Annotated in this window: 17 protein-coding genes; 6 read left to right on the top strand and 11 right to left on the bottom strand. The window is 35.5% G+C overall.

What is annotated here, in order from left to right; genetic code table 11:
* The first annotated feature begins 33 nt into the window (after nucleotides 1-33).
* Together RMO83_RS03360 and RMO83_RS03355 are read left to right on the top strand one after the other, a co-directional pair.
* Nucleotides 34-777, top strand: coding sequence for a DUF6261 family protein (locus RMO83_RS03360; RefSeq protein ID WP_310558263.1), 744 nt, complete (start codon nucleotides 34-36; stop codon nucleotides 775-777).
* Nucleotides 778-1,033: 256 nt separating this feature from the next.
* Entirely contained in the window at nucleotides 1,034-1,750 is a 717-nt protein-coding gene (locus RMO83_RS03355; RefSeq protein WP_310558262.1) for a hypothetical protein, read from the top strand.
* 320 nt (nucleotides 1,751-2,070) lie between these two features.
* Here RMO83_RS03355 and RMO83_RS03350 read toward each other — a convergent pair whose 3' ends face one another.
* Nucleotides 2,071-2,493 (bottom strand): DUF559 domain-containing protein, encoded by a 423-nt coding sequence (locus tag RMO83_RS03350; RefSeq protein ID WP_310558261.1) that lies wholly within the window; start codon nucleotides 2,491-2,493, stop codon nucleotides 2,071-2,073.
* Between the two features lie 133 nt (nucleotides 2,494-2,626).
* Entirely contained in the window at nucleotides 2,627-5,458 is a 2,832-nt protein-coding gene (gene uvrA / locus RMO83_RS03345; RefSeq protein WP_310558260.1) for an excinuclease ABC subunit UvrA, read from the bottom strand.
* Between the two features lie 239 nt (nucleotides 5,459-5,697).
* On the opposite strand from uvrA, the gene RMO83_RS03340 reads away from it, so the two are divergent.
* On the top strand, nucleotides 5,698-6,219 hold the full coding sequence (locus RMO83_RS03340) for a hypothetical protein (protein ID WP_310558259.1): 522 nt from the start codon (nucleotides 5,698-5,700) through the stop codon (nucleotides 6,217-6,219).
* Between the two features lie 9 nt (nucleotides 6,220-6,228).
* Here the strand turns inward: RMO83_RS03340 and RMO83_RS03335 are convergent, their stop codons facing one another.
* The 7 genes from RMO83_RS03335 to recG form a co-directional block, all read right to left on the bottom strand.
* A complete protein-coding gene (locus RMO83_RS03335) occupies nucleotides 6,229-6,771 on the bottom strand; it encodes a hypothetical protein (RefSeq protein WP_310558258.1) in 543 nt (180 codons plus the stop codon).
* A 172-nt stretch (nucleotides 6,772-6,943) separates the two neighbouring features.
* The gene (gene pheT / locus RMO83_RS03330) at nucleotides 6,944-9,364 is read right to left on the bottom strand and encodes a phenylalanine--tRNA ligase subunit beta (protein ID WP_310558257.1); all 2,421 of its coding nucleotides are present in this window, start codon (nucleotides 9,362-9,364) and stop codon (nucleotides 6,944-6,946) included.
* Between the two features lie 128 nt (nucleotides 9,365-9,492).
* Entirely contained in the window at nucleotides 9,493-10,809 is a 1,317-nt protein-coding gene (locus RMO83_RS03325; protein WP_310558256.1) for a TolC family protein, read from the bottom strand.
* A 154-nt stretch (nucleotides 10,810-10,963) separates the two neighbouring features.
* Entirely contained in the window at nucleotides 10,964-14,062 is a 3,099-nt protein-coding gene (locus RMO83_RS03320) for an efflux RND transporter permease subunit (protein WP_310558255.1), read from the bottom strand.
* Between the two features lie 76 nt (nucleotides 14,063-14,138).
* A complete protein-coding gene (locus tag RMO83_RS03315) occupies nucleotides 14,139-15,203 on the bottom strand; it encodes an efflux RND transporter periplasmic adaptor subunit (RefSeq protein ID WP_310558254.1) in 1,065 nt (354 codons plus the stop codon).
* Between the two features lie 301 nt (nucleotides 15,204-15,504).
* Nucleotides 15,505-15,855, bottom strand: a complete 351-nt coding sequence (locus tag RMO83_RS03310; RefSeq protein WP_310558253.1) for a DUF1801 domain-containing protein — start codon at nucleotides 15,853-15,855, stop codon at nucleotides 15,505-15,507.
* 67 nt (nucleotides 15,856-15,922) lie between these two features.
* Nucleotides 15,923-18,058: an ATP-dependent DNA helicase RecG gene (gene recG, locus RMO83_RS03305; protein ID WP_310558252.1), complete on the bottom strand. Its 2,136-nt coding sequence runs from the start codon at nucleotides 18,056-18,058 to the stop codon at nucleotides 15,923-15,925.
* Between the two features lie 161 nt (nucleotides 18,059-18,219).
* On the opposite strand from recG, the gene RMO83_RS03300 reads away from it, so the two are divergent.
* Together RMO83_RS03300 and RMO83_RS03295 are read left to right on the top strand one after the other, a co-directional pair.
* Complete coding sequence (locus RMO83_RS03300) at nucleotides 18,220-18,765, top strand: DUF1697 domain-containing protein (protein WP_310558251.1); 546 nt, start codon at nucleotides 18,220-18,222, stop codon at nucleotides 18,763-18,765.
* 91 nt (nucleotides 18,766-18,856) lie between these two features.
* A complete protein-coding gene (locus tag RMO83_RS03295) occupies nucleotides 18,857-20,920 on the top strand; it encodes a M1 family metallopeptidase (RefSeq protein ID WP_310558250.1) in 2,064 nt (687 codons plus the stop codon).
* 1 nt (nucleotide 20,921) lies between these two features.
* Here the strand turns inward: RMO83_RS03295 and RMO83_RS03290 are convergent, their stop codons facing one another.
* Entirely contained in the window at nucleotides 20,922-21,443 is a 522-nt protein-coding gene (locus RMO83_RS03290; protein ID WP_310558249.1) for a hypothetical protein, read from the bottom strand.
* Between the two features lie 96 nt (nucleotides 21,444-21,539).
* Here RMO83_RS03290 and RMO83_RS03285 point away from each other — a divergent pair, with 96 nt between their 5' ends.
* Nucleotides 21,540-22,307: a TSUP family transporter gene (locus tag RMO83_RS03285; protein WP_310558248.1), complete on the top strand. Its 768-nt coding sequence runs from the start codon at nucleotides 21,540-21,542 to the stop codon at nucleotides 22,305-22,307.
* Between the two features lie 62 nt (nucleotides 22,308-22,369).
* Here the strand turns inward: RMO83_RS03285 and RMO83_RS03280 are convergent.
* Nucleotides 22,370-22,472: IS3 family transposase (locus tag RMO83_RS03280; protein ID WP_310558274.1), on the bottom strand; the 103-nt coding region annotated here is incomplete at its 5' end.

The following is a 22,472-nucleotide window of genomic DNA, read 5'->3' as shown; positions in this document are numbered from 1 at the left end:
ATAAAATCAGTATTCACTTTAAACACAAAAGGTATGATAGATTCTATTGATTTACAACTATTACGAAATGATGAACATCTTCAATTGAACAAAGATGTCGCCACTTTAACCTTGCAAAACGACCCGCAAGCATTAAAAATTAAGCCCCAATATGACGCATTGGTGCTAAAAAACAACGAATTGGATGGGCTTTACAAAAAGCAAGCTGCCTCCGAGCTAACCCAAGAACTAATAGCCTTAGACGACAGAAGAGACCGCGCGATTTCGGGCTTAGTAGTCATAGCCGATGGGTATCAGTACCATTTTGAGCCTGCGATGAGCCAGGCCGGCATCCGACTAAGTGCTAATTTCAAATTGTATGGGGCTGCTATTGCACGCCAAAATTTGCAGTCAGAAACCAATATTCTGAGCAGTATTGCCAATGATTTGGAACAAAAACCCGAGTTAGTAGCCGCCATAACCACCCTAGGATTGACCGCTTGGAAAAACGAGTTGAAAACCGCCAACAGCCTTTTTGGGGCTAAATATTTAGAGCGCACCGTACAGTATAGCGAAGTGACCAAAGAAACCTTGGCGGCAAAACGAGAAGAAACCAATCAAGTGTATTACAAACTCCGCCAGCACATAGAAGCCAACGCTACGCTGGACGAAAGCAATGTAGGCTATACGAAACTCATCAACCAAATCAATGCTTTGATCAAGCAATACAAGCTTGTGCTCGAAAAAAGAAAGAAAAACGAAGAAGTACCAACACCCGATGTACCGCCAAGCGCTTAATTGAAATAATCCCGACTAGTTTCGGGATTTTTTTTTGTATGATATATAGCCTAACAATTAGTAAGTTTAAAAGCAGTGGAGATTATAAATTAAGGTTGATGGTTGGTAAGAAAAAATTAATATATTTGAGGAAGAAATGGATACTGATGTTTGTCAGACAATGCAGCACAATTTGAGGTTGATAAGTCAGATAGTGTTAGAGTTATTTGCAAGTTTTGTGAAACCATTGAGCAACAGAAACTAAAAAAAGATAGAGATGAAAAAAGTAATTTTAATATTAGGCTTAGCATTTTTTTTATTAAGTTGTACAAACGATGATAATTACATAACGATTTATGGAAAAGTTGAAAGAGAAGTAAATGGAGAAGGAATTGCAAATCAAACGGTCTCTTTAACTATTGGTCAGGCTCACGGTTCTGGCCCATATGGATCATACACAACTATAATTGAAAATAGATTAGTAACAACTGATTCAAACGGAAACTTTAGCATCAGTGCAAAGCGTGTTGATCGAATGTTTGTAGAAGTTTTTAAATCTCAAGACGATAACTATTCAACTTTCGAGCTAAAAAGTTTTAATCCAAGGGATAACATAATCTTAAAAGTAAATAAATTTTTAAAGTTTAAAATTTTTGTAAAGAATGCTAATCCTTTTGATTCAAATGATGGCATAAACATTGATTTTTTTTCAGGAAACAAACAAAGTTTTAGAACTAAAATTGAAAACTTTGGTGCTGAAAATACTAAATACCCAGAGGAAATTCTTCCTGGGGGAGGAATAATTGGAGGTTCTGAAGAAGCATCTTGGGGTGGAGTAAATGTAAATTCAATAGTATATTATAATGTACCTGAAAATGCAGATACACATAAAATTTATTGGATAAAAGCAAAAAAATCTATCGTGACATCTGGATTTACGTTAGAAATACCATTTCAAGAAAATCAAATAAATGAATTTCACGTAGATTATTAAATAAAAAGTAATTCGATAAATATGGCTTCAAACAATAGCTACAGTTTAGTTGCGCGTGTGCAGCACGAATAATGAAACTCCTGTTCAACAGCCCGCCCTGATTGCTATCGAGAGAACTAATTCCACAACAACCCCAAAGTGCCGCCAACACTTAATTTTTGTCACCCAGTTTTTTCAATCCTGCCTTTTCCACCCCGCCCTCTGGGCACCCCTCCAACGGAGGGGAATTCAGCCCCAACTTCCCCTCCTTTGGAGGGGTGCCCGCTAAGGCGGGCGGGGTGGTTTTTTGTTTGCGCCAGTAGGGTGGGCTGGTTTTTATTTCACCCAAATTCCTTAACAATATACTGCTCCAACTCGAGCATCACATTATTCAAATCGTGTTTTACCCTTAAATCGGAGACTCTATATACTCTTAATCCCAGCGAAATCAAATAATCTTCTCTTTTTTGATCGTATTCTTCTTTGTCATTATGGCTTGAACCATCAATTTCGATGACTAATCCCAAGGTTTTTACATAAAAATCCACGATATAATTGCCTATGATTCTTTGTCTGTCAAAGTCAATCTTCCAAAATATTCCTTTGTGGACTTGCAACCAAAAAATAACTTCGGATAATACACCAGCTTTGCGTAATGCCCGAGCTCTGGATTTTAGCTTTATATTGTAGGGTAAGTTTTCGATGAAGTTTCTGTAAATGGGGTGCCCATTAACAATTGCAGTTATTTCTTTGGTGTTGTCCATACAATTGGTTTTTATTCCCCTCCCTTGGAGGGGTGCCTGAAAAGCGGGGTGGTTTTTAAGTGAAATTACAGAAAAATAATGGAAACGCAAAAAAACCACCCCGCCCTACGGGCACCCCTCCAAGGGAGGGGAGTTACAGTAACTCTTTTTTCAAAAACTGCGCTGTGTAGCTTTTTTTATTTTTAGCAACTTCTTCGGGAGTTCCTTTGGCAACAACCTCTCCGCCACGTTTTCCACCTTCTGGCCCAATGTCGATGATATAGTCAGCTAGTTTGATTACGTCCATATTGTGTTCGATAATCAAAATGGTGTTGCCTTTATCAACCAGCTTGTTAATCACTTCCATCAACACCCGAATATCTTCGAAATGCAGTCCCGTTGTAGGTTCGTCTAGAATATAAAACGTATTTCCGGTATCTTTTTTAGCCAATTCTCCTGCTAGTTTAATACGTTGCGCTTCACCACCAGAAAGCGTTGTGCTTTGTTGTCCTAAAGTAATATAACCCAAACCAACATCTTGTAAAGTTTTGACTTTTCGATAAATTTTAGGAATGTTTTCAAAAAACGGAACAGCTTCATCAATAGTCATATTCAACACATCTGAAATGGATTTTCCTTTGTATCGAATTTCCAAAGTTTCTCTGTTGAAACGTTTTCCTTGGCAGGTTTCGCATTCTACATACACATCGGGCAAAAAGTTCATTTCAATCGTTCGAACACCAGAACCTTCACAGGTTTCACAACGTCCACCTTTGACATTAAAACTAAAACGCCCCGCTTTATAACCACGAATCATACTTTCGGAAGTCATTGTAAAAAGGTTTCTAATTTCAGTGAAAACTTCAGTATAAGTCGCAGGATTCGAACGTGGTGTTCTTCCAATCGGACTTTGGTCAATATCAATTACTTTGTCGATATGTTCCAAACCTTCTATTTTTTTGTAGGGTTTTGGTTTTTTGACACCATTAAAATAATAAGCGTTCAAAATAGGGTAGAGGGTTTCATTGATTAATGTCGATTTCCCGCTTCCTGAAACACCGGTTACGCAAATCATTTTGCCCAAAGGCAATTCTATGGATACATTTTTCAAATTGTTTCCAGTTGCGCCCGTCAGTTTCAGGAAATTACCGTTGCCTTCTCGGCGAGTCGCAGGAATTTGAAATTTCATTTTTCCGTTCAAATATTGGGCTGTAATCGTATCCGATTTTAGAGTTTCGGCAGGCGTTCCAATACTGATAATTTCGCCACCATATTTTCCTGCTTTTGGACCAATATCTATAACATAATCGGCACGTTCAATCATATCTTTATCGTGTTCAACAACAATTACAGAATTTCCAATATCTCGCAATTGTTCCAAGGAATGAATCAATTTATCATTGTCTCTTTGGTGCAAACCAATGCTCGGCTCATCTAATATATACAAAACGCCAACCAATTGCGAGCCAATTTGGGTCGCCAATCGAATGCGTTGTGCTTCGCCACCAGAAAGTGATTTCGAGCTTCGACTTAAAGCTAAATAATCTAAACCAACATTCATTAAAAACGCCAATCGATCCTTGATTTCCTTGATTACTTCCGTGGCAATCGTCTTTTGTTTATTTGATAAATGGTTGTTCAAATCCAGAAACCAAGCCGTTACATCGGAAATATCCATATCACATAATTCGGCGATATTCTTATCGTTGACTTTAAAAAACAAGGCTTCTTTTTTCAATCTTGACCCTTCGCAAACCGGACATTTAACTTCGTCCATAAATTCCTTAGCCCAACGTTTTATGGATGTCGAACCACTTTCATCGTGTTGATTTTTGATAAAATGTGAAATGCCTTCAAATTCAATTTTGTATTCTTTGGTCACGCCCAAAACTTTCGATTCGACAGAGAATTTTTCTTTTCCACCGTTCAAAATCATTTCCATTGCTTCCTCGGAAATAGTTTCAATAGCATCGGTCAATTTGAAATTGTATTTTTCGCCAATAATTTCCAATTGCTTGAACATCCAACTGCTTTTGTATTCTCCCAAAGGAGCAAAACCGCCTTTGTTTATAGACAATTTTGGATTGGGAATTATCTTTTTGATGTTGATTTCGTTTACCGTTCCCAAACCTTTGCAATGGTCGCAAGCGCCTTTTGGTGAGTTGAAGGAAAACAAATTCGGTTCCGGATTTTGATAGGAAATTCCCGTTGTGGGACACATTAAATTCCGACTGAAAAATCGAATCAAATCTGTGTCTTGGTCTAAAATCATTAAGACATTTTCGCCGTGATACATTGCCGTTTTGATGCTTTCGGTCAAACGTTTGGCATTATCTTCGGTATCTTCAATCACCATTCTGTCAACCACGATTTCGATGTCGTGGGTTTTGTAACGATCCAATTTCATTCCTGTGGTGATGTCCTTGCTATCTCCATTGATGCGAACTTTTAAAAAGCCTTGTTTGGCAATTTGTTGGAATAATTCGGCATAATGTCCTTTTCGAGCTCGAATAATTGGAGCGAGAATATTGATGCGTTTTCCAGCAAAATCTTGGGTAATCAACTCCTTGATTTGCTCATCGTCATAAGAAACCATTTTTTCTCCCGTGTTGTAACTGTAAGCATCAGCGGCACGAGCATATAGCAAACGAAGGAAATCATAAATCTCGGTTATGGTGCCAACTGTCGAGCGTGGACTTTTGCTGGTGGTTTTCTGTTCGATGGCAATAACGGGTGAAAGTCCATCAATTTTATCGACATCGGGACGTTCCAAACCGCCAAGGAATTGTCTTGCATAAGCTGAAAAAGTTTCCACGTAGCGGCGTTGACCTTCGGCATAAATCGTATCGAAAGCCAAGGATGATTTTCCGGAACCTGAAAGCCCTGTAATTACAACCAGTTTTTCTCTCGGAATTGTAACGTCTATATTTTTAAGATTGTGTACTCGCGCACCCAATACTTCAATGTTGTTATCGTTTTCTAGCATAAATTTTGGCAAAACGCAAAGTTACCATTTTGATTTATTCTTTCGGTACAACAGCTTCGAAGTTTATGTTAAAATAGAGACTAAATAGTATGCGGATATAACGGATTTGCTTCCCGAAGTTTCGGGAGCGAAAACGCAGATAAAATTTGATTTATTTTTTAAACAAGTTATGATTTCAATATAAACTAATTCTAATCTTTGAATTAGATAAATTTTTTATATTTGAAAAAAAATATAAGATGAATATTTTAGGAATAGGCTCACGCATAAAACACTCAGAATTGGGACTTGGAGTAGTAACCAATGTAACTTCAAAACAGTATTGGGTTACTTTTATAGAAAACGGATTGGAAACTATAGAAATAGACAGTGATTTTGAAATTATAGAAGCCGTTGAAGGCGAAGTGGATTCAGTTAGTTTTTATGATGTCGAAAAATCCTTGAAGAATTTATTGCAAAAATGGAGCGATGTTTCCCAAATAGTTCCCATTGGCGATAAGTGGAAAGGCGGCAAAATCATTTTAGAACCAGGAACCCACACGCAAAATAAAGAAGTGCCTATTGATACTTTTTTTCATAAAATAACAATGGTTCGCGATAGAATTAGGGTGATGGAACAGAAGATTAATGCGAGCAATCTTGACGAAGCCGAGAAAATTGATTTGCAACAATACATCACGAGAATTTATGGTAGTTTGACCACTTTCAATGTTTTGTTCAAAAACTCAAACGATTATTTTGTAGGAGATAAATCCAAATAGGTAAGTGCCTTATTGATTATTTGATGAGGCGGAATGGTTTTTATTATATTCTGCTTCGATTTTGTTAATTTCAGTTACAAGTCCTTTATTAATTAATTGTTTTATTCCTCCAGTAGGATAATATTCGTAAGGAGCAGGATTTATTTCATAGTACAATGTGTGTTGATTTTGCTCATGAAACAGAATAACAGCATATCCTATAAACTTTTTGTTCTTTTTTATTTTGGTAAAGCGATAAGCAATTACTTTATCCTCATTCAAATATTTACCCTCTTTTATTTTTTTTAGATACTTTTTACTTACTTCATCAATTATGATTGATCGGTTTTGTTTGTTTAGTTCAGGTGCATTTTTCCAAGCCTCTTTAGAAGAAGTAACGGAATTATTTATGTCAGTAATGACATTGAAATAATTAGATTCTTGAATTAAGTCGACCCGTTTTATTTGGAGATTGTCGTTACTTATATTCCTAATCACCTCCTTCTTGTCAATAATTTGCGAGCAAGAAACGGAAATCAGTACTAACAATGTATAAAGTAGGCTTTTTATCATGAATTAAATTTTTAGGTGGAAAGATATAAATAATTTTTGATTACGACTTGGAGGTAATTTAAAATAAAACTAAAAAGACATAGATTTTAGTAGCATAAAAATGCCCCCAAATAGTGGCTAACTTTTTGGGGGCATTCTATTAAATGAGATTTTTATTTTTAATAACAGATTATTACCTCAAACAAGCACCCAATTCGGTTTCAAAATTCTTTTGCAACTTGCTCATAATTTTGTCAATTTGAGCATCGGTCAAGGTTTTTGAATTGTCTTGGATGGTAAAACTCACCGCATACGATTTCTTGCCTTCCGGAAGATTTTTACCTTGGTACACATCAAATAAATTAACGTCTTTTAGGAGTGATTTCTCGGTTTGTCTTGCAAGATTATAAATGGCGTCAAAAGAGACGCTGTCATCCAACAGCAAAGATAAATCTCTGCGCACTTCAGGATATTTTGGAATTTCCGTGAATTTTATTTTATTGGAAAGTGATTTTAAAATCAAAGCCCAATTGAAATCGGCGAACAAAACTTCTTGTTTGATGTCAAAATGTTTCAATATTGATTTTTTTACTACACCATATTCTACCAAAATATCATTTCCAAAACCAATTGCGATTCCTTCTGAAAAAACATCAGAAGTTACTGGAAGATTTTGTGTTTTTTGAATTCCTAATCTCGAAAGAATCCCATTTACATAGCCTTTGAATAAAAAGAAATCGGTTGGTTTTTGTCCATTAGTCCAACTTTCTTGATTTCTATTTCCAGTAATTAACATCGTTAAATGTTTGCGTTCTTCGTAACCGGAATCGAATTTATGATAGGTTTTTCCGAATTCAAAGAATTTTAAATCTGAATTTCTACGATTGATATTGTATGATAAAGCTTCCAATCCGGAGAATAACAATGACTGACGCATCGCTGCCAAATCATTGCTCAAAGGATTCAACATGATTACATTGTGTTCTTCTTTCAACATTTCCGACAATTGGACGTAAGAAGCTGTTGTCAATGAATTGGCCATCATTTCATTGAACCCTTGCGAATTCAGTTGAGTGGCAATAATATTTTGAACTTTATAATCTTCGGTTCTTGGCGCAATGGAAACAGTGGCATTCAGTTTTTCCGAAAATTTGATGTTGTTATATCCATAAACTCTGAGGATTTCTTCGATAACATCTATTTCTCTTTGTACATCGACACGATAAGCTGGAATAATTAATCCTAATCCAGCATCCGAAACACTAGTTATTTTGATTTCTAATGATGCTAAAATGTTTTTAATGATTTCCTTCGACAGCTCCTGACCGATAATTTTCTTCACATTGTTGAAATTCAAAACGACAGGAAAATCAGCAATCTTCTTTGGATAAACGTCAATAATATCTGAAGTGATTTCGCCACCTGCCACTTCTTGAATCAACAAAGCTGCTCTTTTTAATGCATATTCTGTAATGGTTGGATCAATTCCTCTTTCAAAACGGAAAGAAGCATCCGTATTTAATTGGTGTCTTTTGGCGCTTTTTCGAATACTTACAGGATTAAAATAAGCACTTTCAAGGAAAATAGCAGTAGTCGTTTCAGAAACGCCTGAACTTTTTCCGCCAAAAACCCCAGCGATACACAAAGGCCCAATTTCGTCGCAAATCATTAAGTCTTCTTCGTGTAAGCTTCTTTCAACATCATCTAGCGTTGTAAATTTGGTTCCCGAAGGAAGAGTTTTTACGATTATTTTTCCACTAATTTTCGAAGCATCAAAAGCGTGAAGTGGCTGTCCTAATTCGTGCAAAACATAATTAGTAACATCGACAACGTTATTTTTTGGATTGATTCCAATAGCTTTCAATCGGTTTTGTAACCAAGTTGGAGAAGGTTTGATGGTAATTCCAGAAATACTAACTCCACAATATCTTGGAGCTAATAATGGCTTTTCGACGCGGACATCAATTTTCAGGATTCTTTTATCGACTCTAAAATTGCTTACCGATGGTGTAATGAATTTGACATTAACGCCAGTTTGCGATAATCCTGCTCTTAAATCGCGAGCAGTTCCCAAATGACTCATCGCATCAGCACGATTAGGAGTGAGTCCAATTTCGAAAACTTCGTCATTTTCTATTTTGAAAACAATAGCAGCGGGAGTTCCAGCTTTTATCGCATTATCTAATATCATAATTCCATCGTGACCTTCGCCTAGACCTAATTCATCTTCAGCGCAGATCATTCCGTGACTTTCTTCACCTCTAATTTTTCCTTTTTTAATTTGGAAAGCAATACCTTCTTTGTCATATAAAGTGGTTCCAATAGTGGCAACGGGTACTTTTTGACCCACGGCAACATTGGGTGCACCACAAACGATTTGAATAGGAATTCCATCGCCCAAATCTACTGTTGTCACTTTTAATCTATCGCCATCAGGATGTTGAACGCAAGTAAGAACCTGACCTACAACAATTCCTTCTAGTCCTCCTTTTACGGATTGGTAGTTGTAGACCATTTCTACTTCGAGACCTAAATCAGTTAGCAAAGCAGCGGTTTCATCGGATTTCCAGTCTATTTTTATGAATTGTTTTAACCAGTTGTAAGATATTTTCATTGTGTTTACAGTAATTTTTCAAAGAGGCAAATATAATCAATGTTTTTTGAGGTTCAAAGTTAGAAAGGAACAAACTTTGAAAGTCTTTTTGTGTATTATTTAATACGTTTTAGTCAAAAAATAAGTTTTTAGAATGTCAGATTTCTTGCCAATTCTTTCAATAAAATCTCGGTTAATTTTGCTTGGTACTGAGCTTTACTGTAGTTTACTTTAGCATTGACATAATTTAATTGTGCCGTTCTGAATTCCAATGTGGCTATGGTTCCTATGCGGAATTTATCTAATGTAATTTCCAAGTTTTGCTTGGCAATAGCTTCATTTTCAAATTCTAAATCTATCAATTCCAAATTGGTCAGATACGTTTGATAGAAGGCAGTTAATTGTGAATTCAGGTTGTGATTTTGCTGATTGATTGCCAATTTAGCATTTTCAATTTCAATCTTGGCAATTTTTTCATTTCGGTTTTGTGCAAATCCATCAAACAAATTCAATGAGGCACGAAATCCATAATTAAGTCCTTTAGCTGACGATTGAGTTGTAAAACCAAGCCCTGATTGGTTTTCCGAGAAAACATAGCCAGTAGTCAAGTTTAAAGTTGGATAACGTTCACCTTTTATTTGCTTCAATTGCAATTCCGATATTCTTTGATTTATAATTTGGCTTTCTAATTCTGGATTTTGTTTTTCCGCCAATGCGGTTAATTCCGGAAGCAATAGACTCTTATCCACATTAATCACATCAACCACTTTAAAATCAATTTTTGGATCGCGAGCCATTACTTGATTCAATATGATTTTTGTATTGGCATACAATTCTTTTTGTCTTAAAAGGTTCGTTCTATCCGTATTGAGATCCACTTGAGCATTCAAAACTTCTAATTTAGATGCTTTTCCAATCGTGAAACGGTTTTTTGCCAATGTTAATCGTTGATTTGAAATTTCAATAGTCGCATCCAACGCTGCCAATTGTTGTTGTTGGTTTACCAATTCAAAATAGACTGAATTTAAGTTGCTAATTTTAGTAGTGATGGTCAGTTTTAATTGGGTTTCGCCCAATTTTTGCAATTCTTTTAATTGATCTAATTTGGCAAACATTTTAAATCCGTCAAAAATCGTCCAATCTAAACCCACACCATAATTTAAGTTACTGTTTTTGGCATTGTCAAGTGAATTTACTGTTCCGTCAGCACGTGTCTGCGAAAGGTTTTGAATGCCGTTATTGTCCACAACCGTAGCAGTGACTTTTGGTAACATTCCAGCATTTCCGGTGGCTACATTCGTTTTTTCAATTTTTAAATTGTTTGATGCTATTTTGATTTCATAGTTGTTTTCCAATGCTATTTTCACGGCATCTTCGATAGTTAAAACTTCTTGGGCTTGTAATTGAAAACCAATTAATAACAATAGTAAAATGTTATATAAATTATTTTTTTTCATAATGTTCATTCTGTCTTTTTTTAACCACATAGATTTTACAAGGTTATATAATTATAAATTAAGGCGTTTTACTTTTCATAGATTGCATAGTTATGTGTAAATGAAATGTTTATTAACCCTTTTTTAATTTAATTTATATTTTTTCCTATGTGGTTAAAAATTTCTATTTAATTTCCTTTTCATATTCTTCAATATGGTCAAATTCGGGATAATGTTTTCTTGCTTTTGACCATAATAAATACAAAGATGGAATTACAAATAAGGTTAAAACCAAGGAGAAAATAGTTCCTCCAACAATCACAACTCCCATTCCAATTCTACTTTTTGAAGCAGCTCCAATTGATAAGGCAATCGGCAAAGCTCCCAGTGCGATAGCTAAACTGGTCATTAAAATAGGTCTAAGTCTCGCTTCAGATGCTTCTAATATAGCTTCTAATTTTGGTTTTCCCTGTTCCCGCAATTGATTGGCAAATTCAACAATCAATATTCCATTTTTGGTTACTAAACCAATAAGCATAATAGTTCCAATTTGGCTAAAGATATTCCAAGTTTGGTCAAACAACCAAAGCGAAAATAAAGCTCCGGCAACCGCCATAGGCACTGTCAGAATAATGATAAAAGGATCAATAAAACTTTCGAATTGCGCTGCCAGAATTAAAAATATCAATAATAAAGCCAGTCCAAAAGCAAAAGAGGTATTGGAACTACTTTCGACAAAATCACGAGATTCCCCGCCCAAATCGGTAGTGAACGTATCATCCAGAACTTTGGCTTTTATTTCATTCATTGCATCAATTCCGTCGCTAATACTTTTTCCAGGCGCAAGTCCGGCAGAGACTGTTGCTGCCATATATCGATTGTTATGGTACAATTGCGGCGGGTTACTTTTTTCTTCGATGGTTACAACATTATCCATTTGAATCAATTCACCTTTGTTGTTTTTGACGTACATCGAAGTTAAATCCAACGGTTTAGATCTATCTTTTTGGTCGAATTGTCCAATGACTTGGTATTGTCTTCCGTTTTTGATAAAATAACCAAAACGCTGTCCGCTTAACGAAAGTTGTAAAGTTTGGGCAATATCAATGACTGAAATCCCCAAACTTTCGGCTTTTTCACGATCGATGCTGACATTAATTTCGGGTTTGTTGAATTTTAGATTTACATCAGTAACGGAAAAAGTTTCATTTTTTGCTGCTTCATCCATAAATAGCGGAATTTTTTCCTGTAATTTTTCAAAGTTTGGTGCCTGAATAATATACTGAATCGGCAAACCACCGCGGCGACTTACCGAAATTGTTGGTTGTTGGATTACAGATGTTTTGGCATCGGGGTATTTTTTTGTCAATTTGGTAAATTGATCTGCAATTTCCATTTGAGATCTTTTTCTATCACTTGGGTTTTTCAAAGAAATTCGAATAAAGCCAGTATTTGAAGCTCCTGAACCGCTAAATCCAGGTGCGGTAAGAACCAAACTTACTTGTTTTTCAGGAATAGAATCATCTACCAACTTTGAAATTTCTTGCATAAATCGATCGGTATAGGCAAAGGAAGAACCCTCGGGAGTTGCCATTCGCATTACAAATCCACTTCGGTCGTCTAATGGTGCCGTTTCTTTTTGAATTAGGTTAAAAAATAAATAAATCAATCCGAAACAAGCAATTATAATGGGAAAGCTCATCCATTTTCTTTTCACGAAACCCTTCAAAGAATTAGCATAAGTAGTATTTAACTTTTGGAAAAAAGGTTCAGTTTTGATATAAAATTTAGATTTTTTTTGTTCTCCACCTTTCATTAAATAGGCATTTAACATTGGTGTCAAAGTCAAGGAAACAAAGGCAGAAACTAAAACTGCAGCTCCAATGACAACGCCAAATTCCCTGAATAATCGTCCGACAAATCCTTCCAGAAATATTACTGGCAGAAATACAGCAGCCAAAGTGATAGATATTGAAATCACGGCAAAAAATATTTCATTCGACCCTTTAATAGCGGCTTCGATGGGAGTCATTCCTTCTTCAACTTTTTTGAAAATATTTTCGGTTACCACTATTCCATCGTCGACAACTAGTCCAGTTGCCAGTACAATTGCTAATAAAGTCAATACATTTATTGAAAATCCGAAAAGCCACATAATAAAGAAAGTCGCAATCAACGAAACGGGAATATCAATTAAAGGTCGGAACGCAATTGCCCAATCCCTAAAGAATAGATAAATGATTAAAATTACTAGAAGCAATGAAATCCCTAATGTTTCCGCGACTTCAATTACTGATTTTTTTACAAAAACAGTGCTGTCAATGGCAATGTTGAGTTTAATATCCTTGGGTAAATCTTTTTGTAATCTATCAAACTCTTTATAAAACGCTTTGGAAATGTCAATATAATTGGCTCCCGGAAGCGGTACAATGGCAATACCAATGAGTGGCATTCCTGATTGCGTCATTTGGGTTTCGATATTTTCAGCATCAAGATTTGCGTGACCGATATCACTTAATCTCACAATTTTTTCGCCGGCAGTGCGGATAATAATATTATTGAATTCTTCGGCAGAAGATAAATTTCCGACTGTTTTGACCGTTAATTCAGTACTATTTCCCGTTATTTTTCCAGAAGGTAATTCTACGTTTTGTTTGTTTAGTGCTGCTCTAACTTCAGAAACAGTGCAGCCGTAAGAAGCTAGTTTTATTGGATCAATCCACAAACGCATAGCATATCTTTTTTCTCCCCAAATTTGAATTCCACTCACTCCGGGAATTGTTTCTAAATGTTGGCTAACAACATTTTCGGCGTAATCACTTAATTCCAATGCAGTACGACTGTCACTTTGCATGGTCATTGAAATAATGGCTTCACTATTGGCGTCAGCCTTAGAAACAGTTGGTTGTGAATCAATATCTTGGGGTAAATCTCTGACCGCTTGAGATACTTTGTCGCGAACATCGTTTGCAGCAGTTTCTAAATCTTTATCTAAATTGAATTCGATTGTAATGGAGCTGCTTCCTTGATTGCTTGAGGATGTAATATTCTTGATTCCATCTATAGAATTAACTGCCTTTTCCAGCGGTTCTGTAATTTGCGATTCAATAATATCGGCATTTGCACCTGTATAATTGGTTCGAATCGATATTTGTGCTGGATCTATGGAAGGGAATTCACGAACACCTAAAAATGTGTAACCAATAATTCCGAACAAGATGATGGTCAAGTTCATTACTATTGTTAAAACTGGTCTTCTTATGCTTAATGTGGATAAACTCATTGAGATTTTAGATTTTAGATTGAAGATTTTAGATTTAAGAATTAGAGTTTGTTGTACTAAAATCTAAACTTTAAAATTATTTAACTTTAACTTTAACTTTCACGGCATCGTCCTCTTTTAAAGACATTACACCAGTTGTTAATAGTGTGTCTCCGGTTTTTAAACCCGAAAGCACTAAAATGGAAGCATCAGTTCTTGTTGCCGTTTCTACCATAACTTCTTTGGCTTTGCCCATATTGGAAATGAAAACTTTCTTTCCGTTTTGAACAGGAATAATGGCTTCAGTAGGAACTACAATCGCATCTTTAATAATGTCCAAAGGCAATTCAACATCGGCAAAAGTACCAGGTAATAATTTGCCGTCTTTATTTTCTGCAATGGCTCGTACTTGCAAAGTCCTTGTAGCGATTTGAACTTCGGGTTCAATAGCATATATTTTGGCTGTATATTTTTCGGTTGAACCAGCAACTGTGAAACTTAAATTAGAATTTGGCTTCACCTCATTGGCATATTTTTCAGGAACAGAAAAAGTGATTTTTAATTTGCTGATGTTGATCAATTTTGCAACCAAAAGGGCTGGAGTAATATAAGTTCCCGGCGAAATAGAACGTAATCCTATCTTTCCAGAAAAAGGCGCTTTTACCGAAGTCTTGGCAATTTGTGCTTGAATCAATTGGATTTGGGATTGTGCCAATTTATAATCTGCTCTGGCGACATCATATTCTTCTTGGCTTATGGCTTCTTTTTCGAGCAATAATTTAGCTCTTCTTTCATTTTCCGAAGCCAATCCTCCTTTTGTTTTGGCTTGCGCCAATTGTGCTCTTAACTCAATATCATTAACCTTGAAAAGTAGTTGTCCTTTTGTCACATTACTTCCTTCTTTAAAATAAATTCCTTCTACAATTCCTGAAATCTCGGAACGAATCTCCACTTGTTCATTGGCTTCCAGCGAACCCGAAAGTGAAAGATTATTATTGAAAGTTTGCGTTTTAACAATGATTCCGTTCACAGTCATCGTTTTGATTTTTCCGCCTTTGTCTTTAGGATCGTCGTTTTTATTTTTGTTTGAGTTAATTCTGTAGGCTATAAAAGCACCAAACCCGATTATTAGTATGGTATAAACAATATGTTTTAGTTTCATAATTTTGTAAAAAAGATGAGATTATAAGTCTCCTGTTTAGGTAAAAAAACAAAATTAAGGTTTAGGATTTGTAATAAAGGGGTTTTGTCAATTTTTTAACAACTAATAAGCTAATATTACTACTCAAAAAATAAATTCTTCGTAAGAATATGAAGATTTAAAATGCTGTAAATTCTATTTAAAAATCAATGTTCATAAGAATTCTAATTCATATTCTTTGCTGCTATAATTCCAAATGTTTTTCTTTTTTGCTAATAGGACATACGTTGCTTTCAAAGTCAAATTCCGGTCAAAGGATTTTTTATACATACAAAGCAGCAGCTTCTCTTATTACATCTTCAAGAATTGCATTGTCAATAGCTTCTAAACTAAAATAACGTAAAGATTTTACAGTATTTCGACTCTCATCCACAAGAAATTCTTGATTTTTTTTTAATTTAAAACCTCTTGCAAAGCCCAAATCAACAAACCCTTTTTTATGATTATGAACCAGATAACAAAACGCCTTTTTTTTATAATAAAAATAAGGAACTCCATATTTTAAAAGTAATTCAGCATCAGGAAGAGATTTTTTTACGACACTTATTATATGAAGTAAAATCGACTGATGCATTTCTGGTTGCCGAAAGATATATTCATCAGTTAGTTTCATTTTTAGAAAATAGGTTCTTTAAATCCTTTTAATAATGGAAAACAAATTTACTTTTAGAATAGGAATATTAACTAATATAATTCCAAATGTTTTTCTTCTTAGTCAATTCAATATACGTGGCTCTCAAAACAGCATTTTCTGGTTTTTGCATTGGCGCATCATCCTTCAAAATTTTCAACGCATAATTCCGTGCCAATATCAGAATATCCCTGTCACGAACAATATCGGCAATTTGGAGATTCAAAACGCCACTTTGCTGTGTTCCCATCAAATCGCCTGGACCACGGAGTTTGAGATCGACTTCAGCAATTTCAAAACCGTCATTCGTTTGCACCATTGTTTCCATTCGGGTTTTGCTGTCGGCACTCAATTTGTGGCTTGTCATCAGGATGCAATAACTTTGTTCGGCGCCACGTCCTACGCGACCTCGAAGCTGATGCAGTTGAGATAATCCAAAACGTTCCGCACTTTCTATAATCATCACGCTGGCGTTGGGAATATTAACCCCCACTTCAATCACGGTTGTGGCTACCATAATATTGGTTTTTCCTTCAGCAAAGCGTTTCATTTCGGCATCTTTATCCGCAGGTTTCATCTTTCCGTGAAGGATAGAAATAGCATAGTGCGGCAAAGGAAAATCTCTGGAAATACTTTCATAGCCGTCCATCAAATCCTTGAAATCCATAGTTTTTGATTCTTCAATTAACGGATAGACAATATAAATTTGGCGGCCCAAAGCAATCTCATCTCGAATAAATTTCCAAACCTTCAAGCGATTGCTATCAAAACGATGCACGGTTTGAATGGGTTTCCGTCCAGGAGGCAACTCATCAATCACCGAGATATCCAAATCGCCATACAAACTCATCGCCAAAGTTCGTGGAATAGGAGTGGCGGTCATCACCAAAACGTGTGGCGGTACTATTTCCCCTCCTTCGGAGGGGTTAGGGGAGGATTTTCTCCACAGTTTTGAGCGTTGTTCTACTCCAAAACGATGTTGTTCGTCAATAACTGCCAATCCCAAATTTTGAAATTTCACCTTGTCTTCCAATAAAGCGTGTGTGCCAATCAGGATGTGCAAACTTCCATTTTCGAGCTCTTCGTGAATGATTCTGCGAGCTGCAGTTTTGGTTGAACCAGTCAGTATTTTTATATTGATTTTCAGTTCTTTGGCTAATTCTGTCAAACCATAAAAATGTTGGTTTGCCAGGATTTCTGTTGGTGCCATCAAGCAGGATTGAAAACCGTTGTCCAACGCAATGAGCATACTCATCAAGGCCACAATTGTTTTTCCAGAACCTACGTCGCCTTGCAGCAATCGGTTCATTTGGGCATTGCTTCCCATATCGATTCGGATTTCCTTGATGACTCTTTTTTGGGCATTGGTCAGTTCAAAAGGCAGATGATTTTTATAGAAATCATTAAAATATTCACCCACTTTTGTAAACGGATGTCCTTTTATTTTGTGCTTCCGAATCAGGTTTTGAGTAATTAATTGTATTTGAATATAAAACAATTCCTCGAATTTCAACCGGAATTGGGCTTTCGCCAAAGCTTCAGCACTTTTTGGAAAATGGATGTTGAATAAGGCGGCGTTTTTTGGAATCAGTTTCAATTCAGCAATTAAATAATCTGGCAAAGTTTCACCAAATATGGCTTGTGTTTCCTGAAACAAGTGCTGCATCATTTTATTGATTACTCGATTCGAAATTCCTCGGTTTGCCAAAGTTTCTGTTGATGGATAAACCGGCTGCATCGCTGAGCGCAAGCTTTGTTCGTGCTCTGCCATCAACTCGATTTCGGGATGAGCCATATTGAATGTGTTCCCAAAAGAAGTGCATTTTCCGAAAATCACGCAGATTTCGTTGAGTTTCAAACTTTCCCGAATCCATTTATGGCCTTGAAACCAAACGAGTTCCATTTGTCCCGTTTCATCCACGAAAGTCGCAACTAATCGTTTCTGGTTTTTGCCAAATTCAACGGTTTTGATGTTGATTATTTTACCGATGATTTGAACCTCGGCAACATTGTTTTGCAGTTCGTTTATTTTGTAATAACGCGTTCTGTCGATGTAGCGATTGGGAAAAAAATTAAGCAAATGTCCGTATTTGTGAATCCCCAATTCCTTGCGCAACAAAGCTCCACGGTTGGGACCGACGCCTTTGAGGTATTCGATGGGAGTTTCTAGGAGATTTTGCTGCATAGTTTGGACACGGATGACGCGGATTTACTTCGTAAAAACACGGATAAAAACGGAATTTTAATTTGATGAAGCGAAGATAGTTTTTTGTTTGGAAAATAGGAAATACAATTGTTTGGTATTGGTATAGAAAAAGTATATTTGAATTATTAAATCACTATCAAATGACAACCCATCTCGCTCTTCTTCGTGGCATCAACGTTTCTGGTCACAATATGATGAAAATGGAGGTTCTGAAAGCAACTTTAGAAGCCGTTGGTTTTCAGAATGTGCTAACTTATATCCAGTCGGGAAATGTTTTTGTAGATACCGAGGAAGAAAATCCTGCTGCTGTTGGTTTTAAAATCAAGCAGGAGATTTTCAAGGCTTTTGGTCACGAAGTTCCTGTTGTGGTTATTGGCAAAACCGATTTAGAAGCCTGTTTGAAGAATAACCCTTTTTTGAAAGAGGCGGATTTGGACATTAAAAAATTATATGTAGCTTTTGTTTCTACAACTTTGCGTAGTGACTGTATCAATGATTTAAAAATTAGCCAATTTAAACCTGATGAAGCGAGTATTGATGCCAATCGAATTTTTATTAAATATGCTGTTGGCGCAGGGAAAACGCGATTTGATCAGAAATACATTGAGAAAAAATTGAATGTTACGGCAACAATTAGGAATTGGAATACAGTAACACAATTGTTGAAATTGTTTGAAGAAAGATAAAGAATGAAACGCCTACCACAATTTTAATTGACTCGCAGGGATAGGATTATCGGCGTTCCATCTTCCAATATAAAACAAATAATATCAACAGATGAAATACTTTTTCCTTTTTATTTATAGCGTCGTTTTTGCACAACAAACGAAATCAGTCGATTTTAAATCAGTTTCTGGTCAATTAGCCATCAATCCTAGCGAAAAATCAGTTTCGGGAGCGGTTAAGTATTATTTTAAAGTTTTGAAACCCATAGACACACTTAAAATTGACGCTCAAAACATGACTTTTTCCGAGGTGGAAATGAATGAAAAGAAGATTCAATTTACCACCAACGGCAAACAACTTTTGTTGATTTATCAGTTCAAAAAAGGGAATAATAGTTTAACTTTTGAATATAAAGCGATTCCCAAACAAACGTTATATTTTGTCGGTTCTGAAGCGACCCATAATTTACAAATTTGGACGCAGGGACAAGGGAAATACACCAGCCATTGGTTTCCTAGTTTTGACGATGTGAATGAAAAGTTGATTTTTAATCTAGAAGTTGTTTTCGATTCAAAATATAATGTGATTTCCAATGGGATTTTAAACCGTAAATGGGATAATAACAATTCAACTTATTGGGAATATAGAATGCAAAAGCCGATGAGTTCTTATTTGTTGATGCTTGCTATTGGAAAATTTGATAAGAAAACGGCGTTTTCAAAATCAGGAATTCCTTTAGAAATGTATTATGAACCAAGTACTTCGCACAATTTTGAGTCTACTTATCGTTATTCTAAACCAATTTTCGACTTTTTGGAAAAGGAAATAGGAGTGAAGTATCCTTGGAAAATTTACAAACAAATTCCCGTTCACGATTTCTTGTACGCTGGAATGGAAAACACTTCGGCTACACTATTTTCGAGTCGGTATTTTGTAGATTCAACTGGTTTTGAAGATCGAAATTACACCAATGTCAATGCTCACGAACTAGCGCATCAATGGTTTGGCGATTTAGTCACTGCCGAAAGTGGGAAACATCATTGGCTTCAAGAGGGATTTGCGACTTATTATGCTTTGCTGGCTGAGAAAGAAATTTACGGAGAAGAGTATTTTTATTCCAAATTATATGATTATTCCCAACAGGTTAAGCAAGCTGCCAAAACCGACACGATTCCTGTTTTGAATGCCAAAGCCAGTTCGCTGAGTTTCTATCAAAAAGGAGCTTGGGCTTTGCACGTTTTACATGAAGGAATAGGTGAAAAAGCCTTTAGAAAAGCAGTGAAAAATTTTTTGAAGAAGCATTCGTTTCAGAGTGTAAATACTCAAGATTTCTTCGATGACATCAAGAAGGTTTCTAATTATGATTTGGATAATTTTAGTAAAGTATGGCTTGAATCATCACAATTTAATAGTTATATTTACAATGATTTACTATATAAAAATAAAACAGTTCATTTGCTTATTGATATTGCAAAATTACGAAGTAAACCTTTGTCAGAGAAAAAAGAATTCTTTGCTGAAACGTTGCAATCGGATGTGTATTTTTCTGTAAAAGAAGCGATTGTGTACCAATTAAAAGATGAAACGTTCGAGGATAAAAAACAGTTATTACTTCTTGCGATGGCGACTAATAATTTACAAGTTCGGCAAGCTGTTGCAGCCACTTTAAATGCTATTCCAGAAGAATTTCGAGAGCAATATGAAAGTTTATTAGACGATAAATCGTATCAAACACAAGAAATCGCTTTGTATAATTTATGCCAAGATTTCCCTACCAATCAAATTATTTATTTGGAAAAGTCCAAAAAATGGATTGGGTATAGTGATTATAATTTGAGAATTTTATGGTTGTATCTTGCTATTGCAACCAATACATTAGAACTAGATAAAAAATTGTTAATCAATGAATTGAAAAACTTTGCTTCAGCTAATTATGACGCATCTAGCAGACAAAATGCTTTAGAAAAATTATTGGATTTAGATTTGAAAGATGATTTTGTTTTGAAAAATTTGGTTAGCGCAACCACACATCATATTTGGCAATTTTCTAAATTTGGTAGAGATACTATCCGAACCTTATTGAAAAATCCAGAAATGCGTGTTGCATTCGAAAGAGTTTTACCTGGTTTAAATGAAAAAGAACAATTTCAATTGAAGCGATTGTTGAAAGAGTAAACTACCATAATTGGCTCACTTCGTTTTTTATAAACGCCAATGCAGCACTACTTGGGGATTTTTTTTCAAATAAGTCACTCAAAATTACTTCACGCAATTGATTGGCATCTGCCGGTTTTTCGCTTTTACTTGCCAATCGAATCATTTGGATTGTGGCATTTTTAGCAGTTGTGATTATTGCCCAACATTCATCTGAGATGTAAATCTGTTGGGTTAAATTATGTTCAAATTCTTGCTCTACTTGAGCAATTACAAAATTGGCATATTCATTTTTATCTTCTGAAATAGGGGTGATCCTGATCAACAATTGACTTGGGTTTATGCGTTCCATAAATAAAGTTATGCGTTCGTAAGCCTGCAAACGAAGGGGTAAAGTATCTTTTCGATTGTCCTTTTGTAACAACCATCTTCTTGTATTTTGTTGGTCTTTAAAGTAGGAATTAAATAAATAGTAAGCCACTCCTCCAGTAATTAATGAGGGAAGCGTGTAAGCCAATATTTCAATAATTTTTGCTGAATCCATTGATGTTGTAGATTTTTATTTAAAATTTTCTAAGCGAAAGCAAATTAACGAATAAACCAATAAACTTATATTACATTTGGTGAAATTTTACAAAAAATGGAATCGTACATCCTAATTTTGCTTTGTCTAGCTGCTTTTCTAGCTGGATTTATTGATGCAATCGTTGGAGGAGGCGGATTGATTCAAACCCCTGTTGGGTTAATTCTGCTACCCAATCTTCCCGTTGCTACTGTTATTGGAAGTCTGAAAGTACCCGCTTTTAGTGGCACCTCCTTTGCCGCTTATCAATACTTGAAAAAAGTGGATATGAATTGGAAATTACTCGCCATAATGATGATTTTGGCATTTCCATCGGCATTTTTGGGCTCAACTTTGTTGACTTATGTGAGTAATGATTTTATGAAACCTTTGTTGCTGCTTGTGTTTTCGTTATTGGTCGTTTATACTTATGCTAAGAAAAATTTTGGACAACATATAGTAAAATCACATTCTACTAAAACTCACGTTTTGTATGCTGTTGGTATCAGTTTTGTAGTTGGTTTTTACGATGGTTTTATTGGGCCAGGAACCGGGAGCTTTTTGGTTTTGGCTTTTATTGCCTTGATGGGATTTGATTTTTTACACGCTTCCGCTAATGCTAAAATGGTAAATCTTGCGACCAACTTTGGTTCAATTTGTTTGTTTATGCTGAAAGGCAAAATTATTTGGGCTATCGCCATTCCGATGGCATTTAGTAATGCTTTTGGTGGTTGGCTAGGAGCAAAATTAGCCATCAATAAAGGCAATAAATTTATCCGAATCTTCTTTTTGGTGGTCGTTATCGGTACGTTGATTCGGTTTGCGTATGACGTTTTTTATAAATAGATGCTATAAAAAAACTCCTAATTCGAAATAGACTGAACCCAAAAGTTTGGACAAATTTATAATTAATTTTGATAATAATGAGTTCGATATTGTATCGGGCTCATTTTGTTTAAATTTGACTTGATTCTGTCATTATTGTAATAATTTATATATTCATTTATTTCC

The sequence above is a fragment of the Flavobacterium sp. genome, from assembly GCF_031423415.1.
Classification (GTDB): Bacteria; Bacteroidota; Bacteroidia; order Flavobacteriales; family Flavobacteriaceae; genus Flavobacterium.
Note: the sequence above shows the minus strand (reverse complement) of the source record. Positions and strands in the feature narration are given on the sequence as shown.

What these genes read in the sequence shown, in the direction of transcription:
- RMO83_RS03285 (WP_310558248.1), top strand. Translation starts at nt 21,540, where the DNA reads ATGGAATCGTACATCCTAATTTTGCTTTGTCTAGCTGCTTTTCTAGCT.
- RMO83_RS03300 (WP_310558251.1), top strand. Translation starts at nt 18,220, where the DNA reads ATGACAACCCATCTCGCTCTTCTTCGTGGCATCAACGTTTCTGGTCAC.
- RMO83_RS03310 (WP_310558253.1), bottom strand. Translation starts at nt 15,855, where the DNA reads ATGAAACTAACTGATGAATATATCTTTCGGCAACCAGAAATGCATCAG.
- RMO83_RS03350 (WP_310558261.1), bottom strand. Translation starts at nt 2,493, where the DNA reads ATGGACAACACCAAAGAAATAACTGCAATTGTTAATGGGCACCCCATT.
- RMO83_RS03290 (WP_310558249.1), bottom strand. Translation starts at nt 21,443, where the DNA reads ATGGATTCAGCAAAAATTATTGAAATATTGGCTTACACGCTTCCCTCA.
- pheT (WP_310558257.1), bottom strand. Translation starts at nt 9,364, where the DNA reads ATGAAAATATCTTACAACTGGTTAAAACAATTCATAAAAATAGACTGG.
- RMO83_RS03335 (WP_310558258.1), bottom strand. Translation starts at nt 6,771, where the DNA reads ATGATAAAAAGCCTACTTTATACATTGTTAGTACTGATTTCCGTTTCT.
- RMO83_RS03325 (WP_310558256.1), bottom strand. Translation starts at nt 10,809, where the DNA reads ATGAACATTATGAAAAAAAATAATTTATATAACATTTTACTATTGTTA.
- uvrA (WP_310558260.1), bottom strand. Translation starts at nt 5,458, where the DNA reads ATGCTAGAAAACGATAACAACATTGAAGTATTGGGTGCGCGAGTACAC.
- recG (WP_310558252.1), bottom strand. Translation starts at nt 18,058, where the DNA reads ATGCAGCAAAATCTCCTAGAAACTCCCATCGAATACCTCAAAGGCGTC.
- RMO83_RS03320 (WP_310558255.1), bottom strand. Translation starts at nt 14,062, where the DNA reads ATGAGTTTATCCACATTAAGCATAAGAAGACCAGTTTTAACAATAGTA.
- RMO83_RS03315 (WP_310558254.1), bottom strand. Translation starts at nt 15,203, where the DNA reads ATGAAACTAAAACATATTGTTTATACCATACTAATAATCGGGTTTGGT.
- RMO83_RS03360 (WP_310558263.1), top strand. Translation starts at nt 34, where the DNA reads ATGATAGATTCTATTGATTTACAACTATTACGAAATGATGAACATCTT.
- RMO83_RS03355 (WP_310558262.1), top strand. Translation starts at nt 1,034, where the DNA reads ATGAAAAAAGTAATTTTAATATTAGGCTTAGCATTTTTTTTATTAAGT.
- RMO83_RS03295 (WP_310558250.1), top strand. Translation starts at nt 18,857, where the DNA reads ATGAAATACTTTTTCCTTTTTATTTATAGCGTCGTTTTTGCACAACAA.
- RMO83_RS03340 (WP_310558259.1), top strand. Translation starts at nt 5,698, where the DNA reads ATGAATATTTTAGGAATAGGCTCACGCATAAAACACTCAGAATTGGGA.